Origin of the sequence: Roseivivax halodurans JCM 10272 (assembly GCF_000521785.1) — a bacterium.
In the GTDB taxonomy this organism is placed as follows: Bacteria; Pseudomonadota; Alphaproteobacteria; order Rhodobacterales; family Rhodobacteraceae; genus Roseivivax; species Roseivivax halodurans.
Map to the genome: position 1 here is coordinate 210,529 of NZ_JALZ01000002.1, position 16,567 is coordinate 227,095.

Consider the following 16,567-nt stretch of genomic DNA (forward strand, 5'->3'; position numbering starts at 1 on the left):
ACGGACGGCGCCACGGGTGGCGCCGGTACCGCCCCGAGCAGACCGGGAAACCGGGTACGCCGGACAAACGGCGCAACTGAGCCGGAAACCCGGCAGAATCAGGCGACCACAGGCAGGTTGCATCGACAATGACGACCGGTCCCGAGTGCGCACGCAAGAGGCGCGCCGGAGGCACGGCACATGAGGCGGTTTTGGGGATGTCGAGCAGGGCAAACCCGAAAGTGGCAATGCTGATGGGCGGCACTTCGGCCGAGCGCGAAGTGTCTCTGTCCTCAGGGCGCGGATGCGCGGCCGCTTTGCGGGACGAAGGGTTCGAGGTGGTCGAGGTCGATTGTGGCCCCGATCTGCCGTTCCGTCTGGCCGAGATCTCTCCCGATATCTGTTTCAATGCGCTGCACGGCCCCCTGGGGGAGGACGGCGCGGTGCAGGGCCTGCTCGAGTGGATGGGCCTGTCCTACACGCATTCGGGCGTGCTCGCCTCCGCGCTTGCCATGGACAAGGAGCGGACGAAGGCGCTCTATCGCGGCGAGGGACTTCCGGTGGTCGAGAGCCGGCTCGCCTGCAAGGCCGAGGTCGCGGCGCGCCACGTGATGGAGCCGCCCTACGTGGTCAAACCCTACAACGAGGGCTCGTCCGTCGGCGTCTACCTCGTACGGGACGGCGCGAACGGTCCGCCGAAACTCTCCGATGACATGCCAGAGACCGTCATGGTCGAGACCTACGCGCCGGGCCGCGAGCTGACGACTACCGTGCTCGGAGACCGTGCGCTGACCGTGACCGACATCGTGACGGACGGCTGGTACGATTACGACGCCAAGTATAAGCCCGGCGGCTCGCGGCACGTGGTGCCCGCCGAGATCCCGCAGGAGATCTTCGACGCCTGTCTCGACTACGCCGAGCGGGCGCACCGCATCCTCGGCTGCCGCGGCATCAGCCGCACCGATTTCCGCTGGGACGAAAGCCGCGGCCTCGACGGCCTGATCCTGCTCGAGACCAACACCCAACCGGGCATGACGCCGACCTCGCTGTCGCCCGAACAGGGCGAAAGCGTCGGCATCACCTTCGGCGCGATGTGCCGCCAGCTGGTGGAGGACGCCTCGTGCAGCAGGTGAACCGCTCGGATCCGGCGCCCTCGCGCCTGCGCTACCGCATGCAGCGGCTGATGCTCACGCCGGTCTACCGGCGTCTGCTCCGCGTCGGGCTGCCGCTTGCGATCGTCCTGGGCGGCGGCGCCCTCTGGGTTTCGCAACCCGAGAATCTCGACCGGATCAAGCTGACCTGGAGCGACCTCGTCGCTCAGGTGCAGGAGCGCCCGGAGTTCATGGTCAAGCTGATGGCCGTCGACGGCGCCTCGGACAAGGTGGCCGAACGGGTGCGGGCCCAGCTCGCCGTCGATTTCCCGATCTCGTCCTTCGACCTCGATCTCGACACGATGCGCAAGACGGTCGCGGACCTGCCGGCGGTCAAGTCGGCGCGGCTCCATATCCGGCAGGGCGGCGTGCTGCAGGTGGCGGTGGTCGAGCGGGTGCCGCGGATGCTCTGGCGGTCCGAGGCGGGGCTTGTCCTTCTCGACGAGGAGGGCGTCGCTGTGGGCCCGGCGACCGATCGCGCGGCCCATCCCGATCTGGCGGTGATGGCCGGAGAGGGCGCGGACAAGGTGGTGCCCGAGGCGATCGCGCTCATCGAGGCGGCGCAGCCGATCAAGGCGCGTCTGCGCGGTCTCGCCCGTCGCGGCGAGCGGCGCTGGGACGTGGTGCTGGACCGGGGTCAGCGGATCATGCTGCCCGAGACCGGCGCGGTGCGCGCGCTCGAGCGGGCGATCGCGATGGATGATGCGGTCGATCTCTTCGCCCGCGACCTCGAGGCGGTGGATCTGCGCCTTCCGCAGCGTCCGACCCTTCGGATGACCGATAATGCGGCGCAGGAGCTGCGGCGCATCAAGAAGATAGAGGCAGGGGACCAAGGATAGATGATCGAGCTCTACGAATCCCAGCGGGCGATGCGCAACATGCGCAAGGCGGCGATGCAGCGCGGAGTCGTCGCGATCCTCGACGTCGGCAGCTCCAAGATCGCCTGCCTCGTGCTGCGCTTCGACGGCACGGAGGTGCATGGCGACGCCGACGGCGTCGGCAGCCTGGCCGGCCAGTCGGGCTTCCGCGTCATCGGCGCGGCGACGACCCGCTCGCGTGGGGTCCGGTTCGGCGAGATCAGCGCCATGCAGGAGACCGAGCGGGCGATCCGCACGGCGGTGCAGGCGGCGCAGAAGATGGCCAACATCCGCGTCGATCACGTTATCGCCTGTTTCTCGGGCGCCGAGCCGCGCAGCTACGGTCTGACCGGCAAGGTGGACGTGCACGGCAACCACGTGGGAGAGCAGGACATCGCCCGGGTGCTGTCGTCCTGCGACGTGCCGGATTTCGGGCACGACCGCGAGGTGCTGCACGCGCAACCGGTGAACTTCGCGCTCGACCACCGCTCGGGCCTTTCGGATCCGCGCGGCCAGATCGGGCAGACGCTGTCGACCGACATGCACATGCTGACGGTCGACGCGATGGCGATCCAGAACATCGCCCATTGCGTGAAGCGCTGCGATCTCGAGCTCGCGGGCATCGCCTCCTCCGCCTACGCCTCGGGGATTTCGGCGCTGGTCGAGGACGAGCAGGAGCTCGGCGCGGCCTGCATCGACTTCGGCGGCGGCGCGACCGGCGTGTCGATCTTCATGAAGAAGCACATGATCTCGGCCGACACGGTCAAGATGGGCGGCGATCACGTCACTGGCGACATCTCCATGGGCCTGCAGGTGCCGATGGCGACGGCGGAGCGGATCAAGACCTTCTATGGCGGCGTCGTCGCGACCGGCATGGACGACCGCGAGATGATCGAGATCGGCGGCGATACCGGCGACTGGGAGCACGACCGCCGCACCGTCAGCCGGGCCGAGCTGATCGGAATCATGCGCCCGCGCGTCGAGGAGATCCTCGAGGAGGTGCGGGCACGGCTCGATGCGGCGGGGTTCGAATACCTGCCCTCGCAGCAGATCGTTCTCACCGGCGGCGCGAGCCAGATCCCGGGGCTCGACGGGCTCGCCTCCAAGATCCTCGGCCAGCAGGTGCGCCTCGGCCGCCCGATGCGCGTGCACGGCCTGCCGCAGGCCGCCACGGGCCCCGGATTCGCGAGCGCCGTCGGCCTTTGCCTCTTTGCGGCGCATCCGCAGGACGAATGGTGGGATTTCGAGATCCCGGTGGACCGCCTGCCCGCGAAGTCGCTGCAGCGGGCGGTAAAATGGTTCAGGGAGAACTGGTGATCGCAAGATCTGGGTGTGTCGGCAAAATCCCGCGGACACGTCAAGATGAGTGGACAGATTTTGTGGAGATGTGGTGATTTTTGCGTGACGTCGGGGACACAGGACGATAGGATCGTCCAAAAGAAGCGGAAAATGGGCCCCGCGGCCCCAAGCAAGCAGGCGGATCAGAGATGACACTCAACCTTTCAGTACCCGGTCACGAGGAACTGAAGCCGCGCATCACGGTCTTCGGCGTGGGCGGGGCAGGCGGCAATGCCGTCAACAACATGATCGAAAAGGCGCTCGACGGCTGCGACTTTGTCGTCGCCAACACGGACGCGCAAGCGCTGCAGCAGGCGCAGGCGGAAAGCCGCATCCAGCTCGGCGTGAAGGTGACCGAGGGGCTCGGCGCCGGGGCGCGGGCGAGCGTGGGCGCGGCCGCGGCGGAGGAGTCGATCGAGCAGATCGTCGATCACCTTGCCGGCGCGCATATGTGCTTCATCACCGCCGGCATGGGCGGCGGCACGGGCACCGGCGCCGCACCGATCATCGCGCAGGCCGCGCGCGAGCTCGGCGTGCTGACCGTTGGCGTCGTGACCAAGCCGTTCCAGTTCGAGGGCTCCAAGCGGATGCGCCAGGCCGAGGAGGGCGTCGAGGCGCTCCAGAAGGTCGTGGACACGCTGATCATCATTCCGAACCAGAACCTCTTCCGGCTCGCCAACGAGAAGACCACCTTCACCGAGGCGTTCAGCCTCGCCGACGACGTGCTCTATCAGGGCGTCAAGGGCGTCACCGACCTCATGGTGCGTCCGGGCCTCATCAACCTCGACTTCGCGGACGTCCGCGCGGTGATGGACGAGATGGGCAAGGCGATGATGGGCACCGGCGAGGCCGAGGGCGAGGATCGCGCGATCCAGGCCGCCGAGAAGGCCATCGCGAACCCGCTGCTCGACGAGATCAGCCTGCGCGGTGCCAAGGGCGTGCTGATCAACATCACCGGCGGCCACGACCTGACGCTGTTCGAGCTCGACGAGGCGGCCAACCGCATCCGCGAGGAAGTCGACGCGGACGCCAACATCATCGTCGGCTCCACGCTCGACCAGACGATGGAAGGCAAGATGCGCGTTTCGGTCGTCGCGACCGGCATCGACGCGGCCGACGTGAACTTCGAGGTTCCGGTGCCGCGCCGCAGCCTGCGCGAGCCGCTCAAGCACAACGTCGAGGTCGAGGACGTCACGCACGCCGCGCCGAAAGACATCGAGGAAGCTCCGCGCCAGGAACCCGCAGCCGCGCGCCGTCAGGAGCGTTTCGACGACGCGGCGGTGCAGCGCGATCAGCGCGTCGCCGAGGACGAGGCCGGCGACGACGGCCTGCCGCTGCCGGCCTACCAGCCGAAAGTGGCCCAGTTCGAGCCGCGTGCGCAGTCCATCGAAGCCGACGAGCAGGGCTCCGAGGCGTTCGTTGCGCCGAAGGCCCCGGCCCCCGGGACCCCCACCCCGGAAGCGCTTGCGCGCCTTCAGGCGGCAACGCAGCGTCCGCGTCCCGAAGGCCAGGCCCCGCGCCAGCAGCCCCAGCCTCAGGCAGCGCCGGCGCAGCACGAAGCAGACAAGCCCCGCTTCGGTATCAACTCGCTCATCAACCGGATGACGGGCCACCACGAGGCGCAGGCCGCGGGCGGTGGCGGTCAGGCGGCCGCACGGCGTCAGCCGCCGGTGCAGTCGCGCCGTCCGGAACCGATGCGCGACGAGGAGGCCGATGCCGATCAGGACAAGATCGAGATCCCGGCATTCCTGCGTCGCCAGGCCAACTGACGGCCCGATCCGGGCCCATTCCGGTCACACTCACGGTGCCCCCTCTTTTGGAGGGGGCATTTTTTCGTTTTTGAGCAAAGAGTTACGAATGTAACACGCCGTTGCAATCTTTGATTTGAGTGGAATGGCGGCGATCTCTATCTCCCGGTAGACGCCAACGGGCCGCCAGAGCCCCATGCGAAGATCGGAGATTGACGTGCAGACCACAGTTCGTGCCCCCATCACCCTAGACGGTGTCGGCCTGCATTCGGGTCGTCCCGCGCGCCTGACCATCCGTCCGGCGGTCGCGGATCACGGCGTGTGGTTCAAGCGCACGGATATCCGGCTCGGGGATACGCTCGTGCCGGCGATATGGGATTCGGTCGAGCGCTCGCCGCTCTGCACCCGGATCGTGAATGCCGCCGGCGTGGCCGTCCAGACGATCGAGCATGTCATGGCCGCGCTTGCGGGCTGCGGCGTCCACAATGCCTTGATCGAGATCGACGGGCCGGAAGTGCCGATCCTGGACGGCTCCGCCGCACCCTTCGTGCGCGCGATCCTCGACCGCGGACTGCGCCGGCTTCCGGAGCCGGTGCGCGCGCTCGAGGTTCTGGCTCCGGTCGAGATCCGGACCGCCAAGGGCTGGGCCAGGCTGTCGCCGGCCCGCGGGCTTTCGATGCGGTTCCACATCGATTTCGACGATGCCGCCATCGGCACGCAGGAGAAAACGCTCGATCTCTCGAACGGCACGTTCGTGCGTGAGCTTTCGGACAGCCGCACCTTCTGCCGGCAGGCGGACGTGGATGCGATGCACGCGCAGGGCCTCGCGCTCGGCGGCACGCTCGAGAATGCCGTCGTGGTCGAGGGCGACCGTGTCCTGTCGCCCGGCGGGCTGCGGCACGCGGACGAGGCCGTCCGTCACAAGATGCTAGACGCGCTCGGCGATCTCGCTCTCGCGGGTAAGCCGCTCCTTGGCCATTACGAGGGCTTTCGTGCAGGTCATTCGATGACGAACCTGCTGCTGCACGAGCTCTTCCGGAACCCCGACGCGTTCCGGATGGTCGAGATCGACGAGGACACGCGCGCGCGTCTGCCGGGCGTGAACATCCAGCCGCAGGAGATTCCGGCGGTCGCGTGACATCACGTGCAATTTTGCGCCCGGTCGGCGCCCCGCTTTCTTGGCGGGGCGTTTTTGCTTTGTGCAGAAGGGGTCTGCGCATGACACGGTGGCGTGAGCCAAAGCCGTTTTGCCCCGGAAACTTCTGTGCTAGAGCCAGTCGGAGACAGGAGAGGGCGCGCAGACGTCCTCCGAAACGACGCGAGGGTGTTCGGGCATGGCAGGCGGCGTGGCGCGGTTTTCCTTGATCGGGAGCATGCTCATCGCGGGCGCGCTCGCGGGGTGTGGTGCTCAGGAACGGCCCGGAACGGGCCCTGGCGGCGTGCCGCTCGAAAACTTCACGGCCGAGCAGATCTTCGAGCGCGGCGAGTTCGAGCTCGAGCGCGATCGGCCCGAGGATGCTGCCGAATATTTCGGCGAGATCGAGCGGCTCTATCCCTATTCGGAATGGGCCAAGCGGGCGCTCATCATGCAGGCCTTCGCTTTTCACCGCGATCGCGACTACGAGAACAGTCGCGCAGCGGCGCAGCGTTACATCGACTTCTACCCGCTCGAGGACGACGCAGCCTACGCGCAGTACCTTCTGGCGCTGAGCTATTACGACCAGATCGAGGAAGTGGGCCGGGACCAGGGCCTGACCTTCCAGGCGCTGCAGAGCCTGCGCGCGGTGATCGAGACCTATCCTGACAGCGAATACGCGCGCTCGGCGATCCTGAAGTTCGACCTCGCCTTCGACCACCTCGCGGGGAAGGAGATGGAGATCGGGCGCTACTACCTCAAGCGCCAGCATTACGCCGCGGCGGTGAACCGGTTCCGCGTCGTGGTCGAGGATTTCCAGACCACCACGCACACGCCCGAGGCGCTGCACCGGCTCGTCGAGGCGTATCTTTCGCTCGGGCTGACCGACGAGGCGCAGACCGCGGGAGCGATCCTTGGCTACAACTACCGCTCGACGGCCTGGTACAAGGACAGCTACGCGCTGCTGACGGGGCAGGGCCTCTCGCCGCAATCGATCGGGGACAACTGGCTCTCGGCGATCTACCGGCAGACCGTGAAGGGCGAGTGGCTCTGACAAATCTCGCAACGGTTCCGGGCCGGATCCGCAACGGGCCGGGGCCGAGTTCTGCCGGGCGTTGCAGTTCCGGCCGCTTTGGCCCTACATCCTGAGCCATGCTTCGTGCTCTCGAGATCCGCGATATTCTCATCATCGAGCGGCTGGACCTCGCCTTCCAGCCGGGTCTGAACGTTCTGACCGGCGAGACCGGGGCGGGCAAGTCGATCCTGCTCGATGCGCTCGGCTTCGTGCTCGGGTGGCGGGGCAGGGCCGAACTGGTTCGCAATGGGGCGGCACAGGGCGAGGTGATCGCCGTCTTCGATCTGCCGGAGGGACATGCCGCGCGCGATGTGCTCGACGATGCAGGCCTCGATGCCGGCCCCGAGCTGATCCTGCGCCGGGTCAACACGACGGACGGACGCAAGACCGCTTGGGTCAACGACCGTCGCTGTTCGGGCGAGGTGCTCCGGCGTCTCTCCGAGACCCTGGTAGAGCTGCACGGGCAGCACGACGACCGGGGCCTGCTCGACCCGAAGGGACATCGGGCGATCCTCGACGATTTCGCGGGCGTCGCGGCCGAGCTGTCGGCCGTGCGTGCGGCCTGGGCCGCCCGGGCGGCGGCGGCGAAGGCCCTGCGCGAGGCCGAAGAGGCGCTCGACGCGGCGCGGGCGGAAGAGGAATTCCTGCGGTTTGCGGTGAAGGAGCTCGACGAGCTTGCGCCCGAGCCCGGAGAGGAAGAGGCGCTCGACGTCGCGCGGCGCCGGATGCAGGCCGCGGCGCGGATCCGCGAGGACATCGCGAAAGCCCATGCCGCCCTTTCCGAAGGGGCAGAACAGAACCTTACGGACGCGAGCCGCTGGCTCGAAGGTGCCGCTGACGGGGCCGAGGGAGCGCTCGACGGCGCGCTTGCGGCTCTCGACAGGGCGATGGTCGAGCTCGGCGATGCCGTGTCGGAGGTCGAGACGTGCCTGAGCGGGCTGTCCTTCGATCCGAGCGATCTCGAGAATACCGAGGAGCGGCTCTTCGCGATCCGCGCCCTTGCCCGCAAGCACCAGATGACGCCTGACGAATTGCCCGAGTTGCGCGCCTCGCTGTCGGCGCGTCTCGATGCGCTTGATCGGGGCGCCGAGGGGATCGACGGGCTGAGGTCCGACCTGCAAGAGGCGGAGGCGGCCTACGACACGGCGGCCAGCGGATTGACGGCCGCACGGACCGCGGCCGGCCTGCGGCTCGACAAGGCCGTGTCGGCCGAGCTCGCGCCGCTGAAGATGGAGCGCGCGGTCTTCCGAACCCAGGTCGAGGAGGCCGCGCCTGGTCCCGAGGGGCGTGATGCGGTGTCCTTCACAGTCGCGACCAATCCCGGCGCTCCGTCGGGACCGATCAACAAGATCGCGTCCGGCGGCGAGCTGTCGCGGTTCCTTCTGGCGCTCAAGGTCTGCCTTGCGGAGCGTGACCGGGGCGTGACGATGATCTTCGACGAGATCGACCGCGGCGTCGGGGGCGCCACCGCGGATGCGGTCGGGCGGCGCCTTGCGCAGCTCGCCGCCGAAGGACAGGTGCTCGTCGTCACGCATTCGCCGCAGGTCGCGGCTCTCGGCGCGCATCACTGGAGGGTGGAGAAGAGCGTCGCGGACGAAGTTACGACCTCGACCGTCACCGCCCTCGATGCCGGAGCCCGGGAGGGCGAGATCGCCCGCATGCTCTCGGGCGACACCGTCACGGAAGAGGCGCGCGCCGCCGCCCGCGCTCTTCTGGCGGGATAGGAGGTACGCGAGCGCCCTGGGCCGCCGGCCCGGGCGCAGACGGTTCCGGTTTTCCACCACGGCCCCCTCGGTGGGCGGTTGCCAGGACGTAAGTGAATGTCAGTGAGGGATGACCAGCCGTCGCCGCTCTGCCCGATGACCGAAGCCTGATCGCCGCATCGCCCGGATTTCCGGCCGGACCCGGTGGACAAGCCCATCGGAGCCCATTCTACTCGCGCGCGATGCGACCGCGGTTTGACGTCGCCTGGAAAGGAGTTTCATGCCGGACCGTTCGGGGGACGGAGGGATGAGCGGAGTGTTCGCCTCATGAGCGATGCGCCGGCCAATATGGCGGCGCGGCGCGCTTCGCTGCGCCATGACGACTCCTCGACCTTTCTCCCCGGCCGGAGGCAGCTCTGGTTCTGGCTTCTGGCTCTTGTCATCGGCATATTCGCGGGCCTTGCCGCCATGGGCTTCCGCCTTGCCATCGACGGGCTGCAATCGGCGCTCTACGGGACCGACGACGTCTCGCTCCTGCACAGCTACGTCGCGACGCTCGCCTGGTACTGGATCCTGCTGATCCCGGCGGCGGGCGGGCTCGTCGTCGGCGCGATCATGATGCGCTTCACCAAGGACGGGCAGGTGCGATCCGTCGCCGACGTCATCGAGGCGGCCGCGCTCCGCGATGCGCGTATCGAGAGGGGCCCGGGCATCGCCTCCTTCGTCGCCTCCTGGATCACGCTTTCGACCGGGGGATCCTCGGGGCGCGAGGGGCCGGTGGTGCATTTCGCCGCCCTGATCTCGAGCTGGATCGCCGACCGCATCAAGGCGGACGGGATCACCGGGCGGGACCTTCTGGGATGCGCCGTGGCGGCGGCGGTCTCCGCGAGTTTCAATGCGCCCATTGCCGGCGCGCTCTTCGCCCTCGAGGTGATCCTGCGGCACTTCGCCCTCCACGCCTTCGCGCCGATCGTGATCGCATCCGCGGCGGGCACCGTGATCAACCGGCTGGCCTTCGGCGACGTGACCGAGTTCCGGCTCAACGGGACGACGACGGTCGAGTTCTACCTCGAGCTGCCCGCCTTCCTGATCCTCGGGCTCGTCTGCGGTCTGGTGGCGGTCGCGATGATGCGGGCGATCTTCTATTCCGACGATCTCGCCACAGCGGCGCAGAAGCGCCTGAACGTGCCCCACATGCTGCGCCCCGCAGCGGCAGGGCTTCTGCTGGGGGCGCTCGCCATCGGGTTTCCGCACATCATCGGCGTCGGCTACGAGACGACCTCGCTCGCGCTGACCGGCGGCCTCGGTGCGCGAGAGGCCATCGTCTTCGTCGTGATCAAGGTCGTCGCGGTGGCGATCACCCTCGCGGGCCGGATGGGAGGCGGGGTGTTCTCGCCCTCGCTCATGGTCGGGGCGCTGACGGGGCTCGCCTTCGGGCTGATCGCGACGGGTGCGTTCCCGAACCAGTCGGGATCGCACACGCTCTACGCCCTGGCCGGCATGGGGGCAGTGGCGGCGGCGGTGCTCGGCGCGCCGATCTCGACGACGCTCATCGTGTTCGAGCTCACCGGCGACTGGCAGACCGGGCTCGCGGTGATGGTGAGCGTATCGATGTCGACGGCGCTCGCCAGTCGGATCGTGCACCGGTCGTTCTTCCTCAGCCAGATCGAGCGCCGCAACGTGCATCTCGCCGCGGGTCCCCAGGCGTATCTGCTCTGCATGTTCCGCGTGGCAGGGCTGATGCGCAAGCCGACGGATCTCGGCGCCGCGGATTCCGAGACGTGCCTGTCGATGATCGAGAAGGGCCTCTCGGTGAACGAGACCGCGACGCTCGAGACTGCCCTGCCGCGCTTCGAGGAGACCGGCGTCGCCTTCCTGCCGGTGGTGCGACGCGCCAGCGAAACCGGCGCGCTGGAGCTTCAGGGCGCGCTCTTCCACGTCGATGCGCTCAAGGCCTACAACCGGGCCCTCGCGGCGACGGCCGAGGAAGAGCACAGCTGACGCGGCGCGTCAGAGCTCCTCGACGTCGACGCCGTCCTGCACCTCGAAGGCGAGGTGATCCTTGATCCGCGAGGCGGCGTCCTCGGGCTCCTCGTAGCTCCAGGCAGCGTAAAGATATGTGCGGCTCTTGGACATGATCGAGAAATGCACCGCTTTCCCCATGCCCGGCATGTGCGTGACGTGATCCGTCCGGTCGAGGAAGGCCATCGCGATGTCCTCGCGCGGGAAAAAGATCCGGTCGGGCTGGCCGGGAGCGCTCAGTTCGAGCGCGTTCGAGGATTCCCCCAGCACCGCACCTCCGGCGCGCACCACCCATGTCCCCTCCGCGGGGCGGATCCTGATGTCGTCGCTCATGTGTCTTCTCCCTGTCCGTTGTCGTCCCATGTGCCTCGCCCGAGGTCACAGGATCATGTCAGATCGGCGCCGTCGCCGCATCGAGCCAGTCGCGCACCTCTCCCTCGACCAGCGTCTCGAGCCGGGCATGGCAGGTGGCGTGGTAGGCGTTAAGCCAGTCGCGCTCCTCGGCCGTCAGCATCTCGGGCACGATCAGCCGCCGGTCGATCGGCACGTAGGTCAGCGTCTCGAAGGTGAGCATGGCGTCCATGGTCCCGCCGGGCAACGGCGCGGCCTCCTGCACGACGATCAGGTTCTCGATGCGGATGCCATAGGCACCCTCGCGGTAGAAGCCGGGCTCGTTCGAAAGAATCATGCCGGGCTCGAGAGGAACGGAGGAGCGCCGCGAGAGCCCCTGCGGCCCCTCGTGCACCGAAAGGTAGCTGCCGACGCCATGCCCCGTGCCGTGCGCGTAGTCGCGCCCCGCCTGCCAGAGCGGCGCGCGTGCGATCGCCTCGATGTCGCGCCCGGCAAGGCCCTTGGGCCAGCGCAGCCGCGAGATCGCGATCATGCCGCGGAGGACGCGGGTGAAATCGGCGCGCTCCTCGGGGCCGACCTCACCGACGGGGACCGTCCGCGTGATGTCGGTGGTGCCGTCGCGATACTGTCCGCCCGAATCGACGAGGAGGAGCTGGCCCTCCTCGACGCGCGCATTGGTGCTCTCGGTCACCCGGTAATGTACGATGGCGCCGTGCGGACCCGCCCCCGAGATCGTCTCGAACGAGATGTCGAGCAGCGCCTCCGTGGCACGCCGCTCCGCCTCGAGGCGGGTCACCACGTCGATCTCGGTCAGGCTTCCGGGGGCCTGCGCGTCGAGCCAGGCAAGGAAGCGGACCATTGCGGCGGCGTCCCTTGCATGGGCCGCGCGGGCCCCGGCGATCTCGGCCTCGCTCTTGCGCGCTTTCGGCAGGAGGCAGGGATCCTTGGCCTCGTCGATCGCGATACCGGCCTCCGCGAGGATATCTGCCACCGCCACTGGGCAGGAGGCGGGATCGATCCGGACGGGTCCGGGAAGATCCGATAGCGCACCAGTGAAATCTCCGGGCGCGGCGAGCGTCACCGCGTCCCCGAGATGGTCGCCGAGATCCGCGAGCTTCTCCTTTGCGATGAAGAGCGTGACCGAGCCCGAGGCGTGGAGGAGCGCCGTCGCGTGCGGAACCGGGTTGCGAGGAATGTCGGTGCCGCGAATGTTCAGCAGCCACGCGATGCTGTCGGGCAGGGTGATGACGGTCGTCTGCGCCTCGCCCATCTCCGCGGCGAGCCCCGCGATCTTGTCTCCGTGTGCCCATCCGGCGAGCTCCAGAGGCTGCGCGCTCACGGGGCCCACCGGCGCGGCGGGCTGATCGTCCCAAACCCGGTCGACCAGGTTCTCGCAGCGCACGACTTCCGCGGTGCCGATACCGGCCTCGAGCTTGCGCAGGCCCTCGACGCTCGTCAGCCACGGATCGACGCCGACGCGCCCGCCCTCCGGCAGCGCCCCGGCGATCCAGTCCCAGACCTGCGTCTCGGGCCAGTCCACCCTCTCGAAGACGTCGGCGACCTGCGCGCGCGCCTGCACCCGGTAGCGCCCGTCGACGAAGAGCGCTGCGCGGTCCCGCAGGACCACGCAATATCCCGCTGAGCCGGTGAAGCCGGTGAGCCAGGCCAGCCGCTCCTCCCGCGACGCAACGTATTCGCCCTGGTACATGTCGGCGCGCGGCACGAGAAACGCGTCGAGCCTATCGCGCGCCATCTCTGCCCGCAGCGCCTCGAGGCGCGGCGGGCCCTGCTCGGGCCGTGCGGTCTCGGCGAAACTCTGGAACATCGCGCTGCCTGTCACGCGCGTCTCCTTCTTCTTGACGGAAATATCCCGGGGGTCCGGGGGCGGAGCCCCCGGCGGCGGGTCGGATCGGCCGCAGGCCGGTCCCAAATCCCGCTCAAGACGCCCGCTTCAGCCCCATGACGCGCGCCCGCGCCCGGGGATCGCTGTCGAAGAGCGACGCCAGCTGCTCGGTCATCGCGCCGGCGAGCTGCTCGACATCGGTGATCGTCACCGCCCGGTCGTAATAGCGGGTCACGTCGTGGCCGATGCCGATCGCCAGAAGCTCCACCTGCCGCTTGCGCTCGACCATGGCGATGACGTCGCGCAGGTGCTTCTCGAGGAAGTTCGCGGGGTTCACCGACAAGGTCGAATCGTCGACCGGCGCGCCGTCCGAGATCACCATCAGGATCCGCCGCGCCTCGGGACGGCCGGCCAGACGGCGGTGGGCCCATTCGAGCGCCTCGCCGTCGATGTTCTCCTTCAGCAGGCCTTCCTTCATCATCAGGCCGAGATTGGCGCGGGTGCGGCGCCAGGGGGCGTCGGCGCTTTTGTAGATGATGTGGCGCAAATCGTTCAGTCGCCCCGGCTGCTGCTCGCGGCCAGCATTGAGCCAGGCTTCGCGCGCGAGCCCGCCCTTCCAGGCGCGGGTGGTGAAGCCGAGGATCTCGACCTTCACGTCGCAGCGCTCGAGCGTGCGGGCGAGCACGTCGGCGCAGATCGCCGCGATCGAGATCGGACGCCCGCGCATGGAGCCCGAATTGTCGAGAAGGAGCGTCACCACGGTATCGCGGAACTCCATGTCCTTCTCGACCTTGAAGCTCAGCGGCGTCGTCGGGTTCGCGACCACGCGCGCAAGCCGGCCGGCGTCGAGGATGCCCTCCTCGCGGTCGAATTCCCACGATCGGTTCTGCTGCGCCTGAAGGCGGCGCTGGAGCTTGTTGGCGAGGCGCGACACGGCGCCCTTGAGCGGATCGAGCTGCTGATCGAGATAGGCGCGCAGCCGTTCGAGCTCGGCCGGATCGGCGAGGTCCTCGGCCTTGATCTCCTCGTCGTGGGAGGGATCGTAGACGGTGTAGTTCGGGTCGGCATCGGAGGCGGGCGGCGGCGGGGGCGGGTCCATCGGAGCCTCGCCCTCGGGCAGCTCGGTCTCTTCGCCCATTTCCTCGTCGGCCATCTCGTCGACCGAAACCTGCGCCTGAGACGCGTCCTGCTGATCCTCCTGGCTGGATTCGGGAGAGGCGTCCTGATCCTCCTCGCCGTCGTCGTCGTTGCCGGTCGAATCGGGATCCTGCTCGTCCTCTGCGCCGTCCTCGGCCTGATCCTCCGCCTCGTCGTCGAGTTCGTCGGGATCGTCGCCGATCTGGTCGCCGTAGCCGAGATCGGTGATCACGCGGCGGGTGAGGCGGGCGAAATCGGCCTGATCGGCGAGCGCGCCCTCGATCCCCTCGAGATTCGGGCCCGCCTGGGATTCGAGATGGCCGCGCCAGAGCTCCATGACGTTGCGCGCGCCCTCGGGCAGTTCACGGCCGGTCGCGAGGTGGCGCACGAAATAGCCCGCGGCGGTCGCGAGCGGCACGTCGGAGGCGTCCTTCACCTCGGCATAACCCTTGCGGGCGGCGTCGTGGCCGATCTTGGCGTCGATGTTGCCGGCGGTGCCAGGCATGTCGCGCGCGCCCATCGCCTCGCAGCGCGCGGTCTCCATCGCCTCGTAGATCTCGCGCGCCATGTCGCCCTGTGGCGCGTAGCGCGCATGGGTTCCGGCGTCGTGGTAGCGACGGTGCAGCGCCAGGGCGTCGGCCGTGCCGCGCGCCAGCAATACCTCGTCCGGGGCGAGCCGGCGCGAGATCTGCGGAAGGCGCATCGAATCCCCGGACATGCCCGAGGGATCGACCGAGTAGCTGACGCTCAGCTCGGGGTCGTGCGCCATGACCTTGGTGGCCTCGGCGAGCGCCTTCTTGAACGGGTCGGCGGGATTGTCGGAGCTTTTCGCCATGGACGTCTTTGTCCACCCATCGCAGGCGATTGGCAAGGGGCGCGTCAGCCGAGAACGAGAGCCCGGCAGCGCCGCAAATGGGCATCCGCGGTGGCGGCGGCGATGCGCCTGCGGCGGTCGTCCGAGGCGAAGCGGGCATCGGAAAGGAGCCGCGCCTGATCGCTCTTAGCGCGGATGCGGCTGTCGCGCCGCGCACGGCTTCCGGCCGGGCCGGTCGCCTGCCCGAGATCCGAGAAGGTCAGGCGCAACGCGTCCGCATCCTGGTCGTGCTCGCCGAAGAGCCAGCCGAATTCCACGTTTGCGGCGAGCCGGCCCTCGCAGCGCGCGAAGGCGCTGCCGGGATCCGAGGGACCGGTCGCAAATGCCGCGACGGGGACGTGGAGCGGCAGGAGGATCAGGGCGAGACGCAACATGGGCCTGACCGTCTCATTTAGAGGTGAATTCGCCGTTGACGATGGGGAAGCCGCATCTGTCGGGCTTGCGGTTTCGAGCCCGGCCCGACCGGTTTTGCGCTTTGCTTTTCGCCGGCCTGGGGCTACCCCTGCGCCCCATGCGAATACTCTTTCTTGGCGACGTTATGGGACGGGCGGGGCGCGATGCGGTCTCGACCCGTCTGAAGGCCCTGCGCGAGCAATGGCGGGTCGATTTCTGCGTCGTGAACGGCGAGAACGCCTCGAACGGCGCGGGCCTCACGACCGATCACGCGAATGTCCTCTTCGAGGCCGGCGCCGATTGCGTCACGCTCGGCGATCACGCCTTCGACCAGAAGGACATGATGAGCCAGGTCGAGAAGGACAACCGCATCATCCGCCCGCTCAACTACGCCAAGGCGGCGCCGGGGCGGGGGCACCGCCTCTTCACCGATGGACGCGGGCGCAAGATCCTCGTGGTGCAGGTGCTGGGGCAGGTCTTCATGAAACGCCCCTTCGACGATCCCTTCTCGGCGGTCGAGACCGTGCTCAAGGCGCATCCTCTCGGCGGTCAGGCTCAGGCGATCCTGCTCGACATGCATTGCGAGGCGACGTCCGAGAAGATGGCGATGGGGCATTTCTGCGATGGCAAGGTGAGCCTCGTCGTCGGCACGCACACCCACGTTCCGACCGCGGATGCGCAGATCCTGCCCGGCGGTACCGGATACCTGACCGACGCGGGCATGTGCGGCGATTACGATTCGGTCATCGGCATGGAGAAGTCCGAGCCGCTGCGCCGCTTCATCACCGGCATGTCGAAGGGCCGCTTCCAGCCCGCGCTCGGCGAGGCGACGCTTTCGGGGGTGCTGGTTGACACCGACGACCGGACCGGCCGGGCGACCTTGATCCGGATGGTGCGCGAGGGCGGGCGGCTCGAGGCGACGCAGCCCTGAGACCGCGCCACCTGGCGGCGGCTCGCGCGA

13 protein-coding genes are annotated in these 16,567 nt (G+C 68.5%); 9 read left to right on the forward strand and 4 right to left on the reverse strand.

The window, feature by feature from the left end; all coding sequences use genetic code 11:
* Positions 1-197 precede the first annotated feature (197 nt).
* From OCH239_RS03375 to OCH239_RS03410, 8 genes are all read left to right on the forward strand, one after another.
* Entirely contained in the window at positions 198-1,112 is a 915-nt protein-coding gene (locus tag OCH239_RS03375) for a D-alanine--D-alanine ligase (protein WP_211241956.1), read from the forward strand.
* Positions 1,100-1,969, forward strand: a complete 870-nt coding sequence (locus OCH239_RS03380; protein ID WP_037258698.1) for a cell division protein FtsQ/DivIB — start codon at positions 1,100-1,102, stop codon at positions 1,967-1,969. The genes OCH239_RS03375 and OCH239_RS03380 overlap by 13 nt, the downstream gene beginning before the upstream one ends.
* Positions 1,970-3,304: a cell division protein FtsA gene (gene ftsA / locus OCH239_RS03385; RefSeq protein WP_037258701.1), complete on the forward strand. Its 1,335-nt coding sequence runs from the start codon at positions 1,970-1,972 to the stop codon at positions 3,302-3,304.
* 170 nt (positions 3,305-3,474) lie between these two features.
* Positions 3,475-5,094 carry a cell division protein FtsZ gene (gene ftsZ, locus OCH239_RS03390; RefSeq protein ID WP_037258704.1) on the forward strand — a complete coding sequence of 540 codons (1,620 nt, stop codon included), beginning with the start codon at positions 3,475-3,477 and terminating at the stop codon, positions 5,092-5,094.
* A 196-nt stretch (positions 5,095-5,290) separates the two neighbouring features.
* Positions 5,291-6,211 carry a UDP-3-O-acyl-N-acetylglucosamine deacetylase gene (gene lpxC, locus OCH239_RS03395; protein ID WP_037258707.1) on the forward strand — a complete coding sequence of 307 codons (921 nt, stop codon included), beginning with the start codon at positions 5,291-5,293 and terminating at the stop codon, positions 6,209-6,211.
* Positions 6,212-6,407: 196 nt separating this feature from the next.
* Complete coding sequence (locus OCH239_RS03400) at positions 6,408-7,262, forward strand: outer membrane protein assembly factor BamD (protein ID WP_037258710.1); 855 nt, start codon at positions 6,408-6,410, stop codon at positions 7,260-7,262.
* Between the two features lie 98 nt (positions 7,263-7,360).
* The gene (recN, locus tag OCH239_RS03405) at positions 7,361-9,007 is read left to right on the forward strand and encodes a DNA repair protein RecN (RefSeq protein ID WP_037258713.1); all 1,647 of its coding nucleotides are present in this window, start codon (positions 7,361-7,363) and stop codon (positions 9,005-9,007) included.
* 327 nt (positions 9,008-9,334) lie between these two features.
* A complete protein-coding gene (locus OCH239_RS03410; protein WP_037259029.1) occupies positions 9,335-10,987 on the forward strand; it encodes a chloride channel protein in 1,653 nt (550 codons plus the stop codon).
* A gap of 9 nt (positions 10,988-10,996) precedes the next feature.
* Here OCH239_RS03410 and OCH239_RS03415 read toward each other — a convergent pair whose 3' ends face one another.
* From OCH239_RS03415 to OCH239_RS03430, 4 genes are all read right to left on the reverse strand, one after another.
* On the reverse strand, positions 10,997-11,341 hold the full coding sequence (locus tag OCH239_RS03415) for a DUF427 domain-containing protein (RefSeq protein ID WP_037258717.1): 345 nt from the start codon (positions 11,339-11,341) through the stop codon (positions 10,997-10,999).
* A gap of 58 nt (positions 11,342-11,399) precedes the next feature.
* Positions 11,400-13,184 (reverse strand): aminopeptidase P family protein, encoded by a 1,785-nt coding sequence (locus OCH239_RS03420; RefSeq protein WP_037258720.1) that lies wholly within the window; start codon positions 13,182-13,184, stop codon positions 11,400-11,402.
* 112 nt (positions 13,185-13,296) lie between these two features.
* On the reverse strand, positions 13,297-15,174 hold the full coding sequence (cobT, locus tag OCH239_RS03425) for a cobaltochelatase subunit CobT (protein ID WP_037258723.1): 1,878 nt from the start codon (positions 15,172-15,174) through the stop codon (positions 13,297-13,299).
* Positions 15,175-15,218: 44 nt separating this feature from the next.
* Positions 15,219-15,587, reverse strand: coding sequence for a hypothetical protein (locus tag OCH239_RS03430; protein WP_037258727.1), 369 nt, complete (start codon positions 15,585-15,587; stop codon positions 15,219-15,221).
* A gap of 137 nt (positions 15,588-15,724) precedes the next feature.
* Here OCH239_RS03430 and OCH239_RS03435 point away from each other — a divergent pair, with 137 nt between their 5' ends.
* Positions 15,725-16,537 carry a TIGR00282 family metallophosphoesterase gene (locus OCH239_RS03435; RefSeq protein ID WP_037259032.1) on the forward strand — a complete coding sequence of 271 codons (813 nt, stop codon included), beginning with the start codon at positions 15,725-15,727 and terminating at the stop codon, positions 16,535-16,537.
* Positions 16,538-16,567: the final 30 nt, after the last annotated feature.

Coding starts and splice junctions, on each gene's coding strand:
- OCH239_RS03410 (WP_037259029.1), top strand. CDS start 9,335: ATGGCGGCGCGGCGCGCTTCGCTGCGCCATGACGACTCCTCGACCTTT.
- OCH239_RS03400 (WP_037258710.1), top strand. CDS start 6,408: ATGGCAGGCGGCGTGGCGCGGTTTTCCTTGATCGGGAGCATGCTCATC.
- OCH239_RS03430 (WP_037258727.1), bottom strand. CDS start 15,587: ATGTTGCGTCTCGCCCTGATCCTCCTGCCGCTCCACGTCCCCGTCGCG.
- ftsZ (WP_037258704.1), top strand. CDS start 3,475: ATGACACTCAACCTTTCAGTACCCGGTCACGAGGAACTGAAGCCGCGC.
- cobT (WP_037258723.1), bottom strand. CDS start 15,174: ATGGCGAAAAGCTCCGACAATCCCGCCGACCCGTTCAAGAAGGCGCTC.
- OCH239_RS03415 (WP_037258717.1), bottom strand. CDS start 11,341: ATGAGCGACGACATCAGGATCCGCCCCGCGGAGGGGACATGGGTGGTG.
- OCH239_RS03375 (WP_211241956.1), top strand. CDS start 198: ATGTCGAGCAGGGCAAACCCGAAAGTGGCAATGCTGATGGGCGGCACT.
- recN (WP_037258713.1), top strand. CDS start 7,361: ATGCTTCGTGCTCTCGAGATCCGCGATATTCTCATCATCGAGCGGCTG.
- OCH239_RS03420 (WP_037258720.1), bottom strand. CDS start 13,184: ATGTTCCAGAGTTTCGCCGAGACCGCACGGCCCGAGCAGGGCCCGCCG.
- OCH239_RS03435 (WP_037259032.1), top strand. CDS start 15,725: ATGCGAATACTCTTTCTTGGCGACGTTATGGGACGGGCGGGGCGCGAT.
- ftsA (WP_037258701.1), top strand. CDS start 1,970: ATGATCGAGCTCTACGAATCCCAGCGGGCGATGCGCAACATGCGCAAG.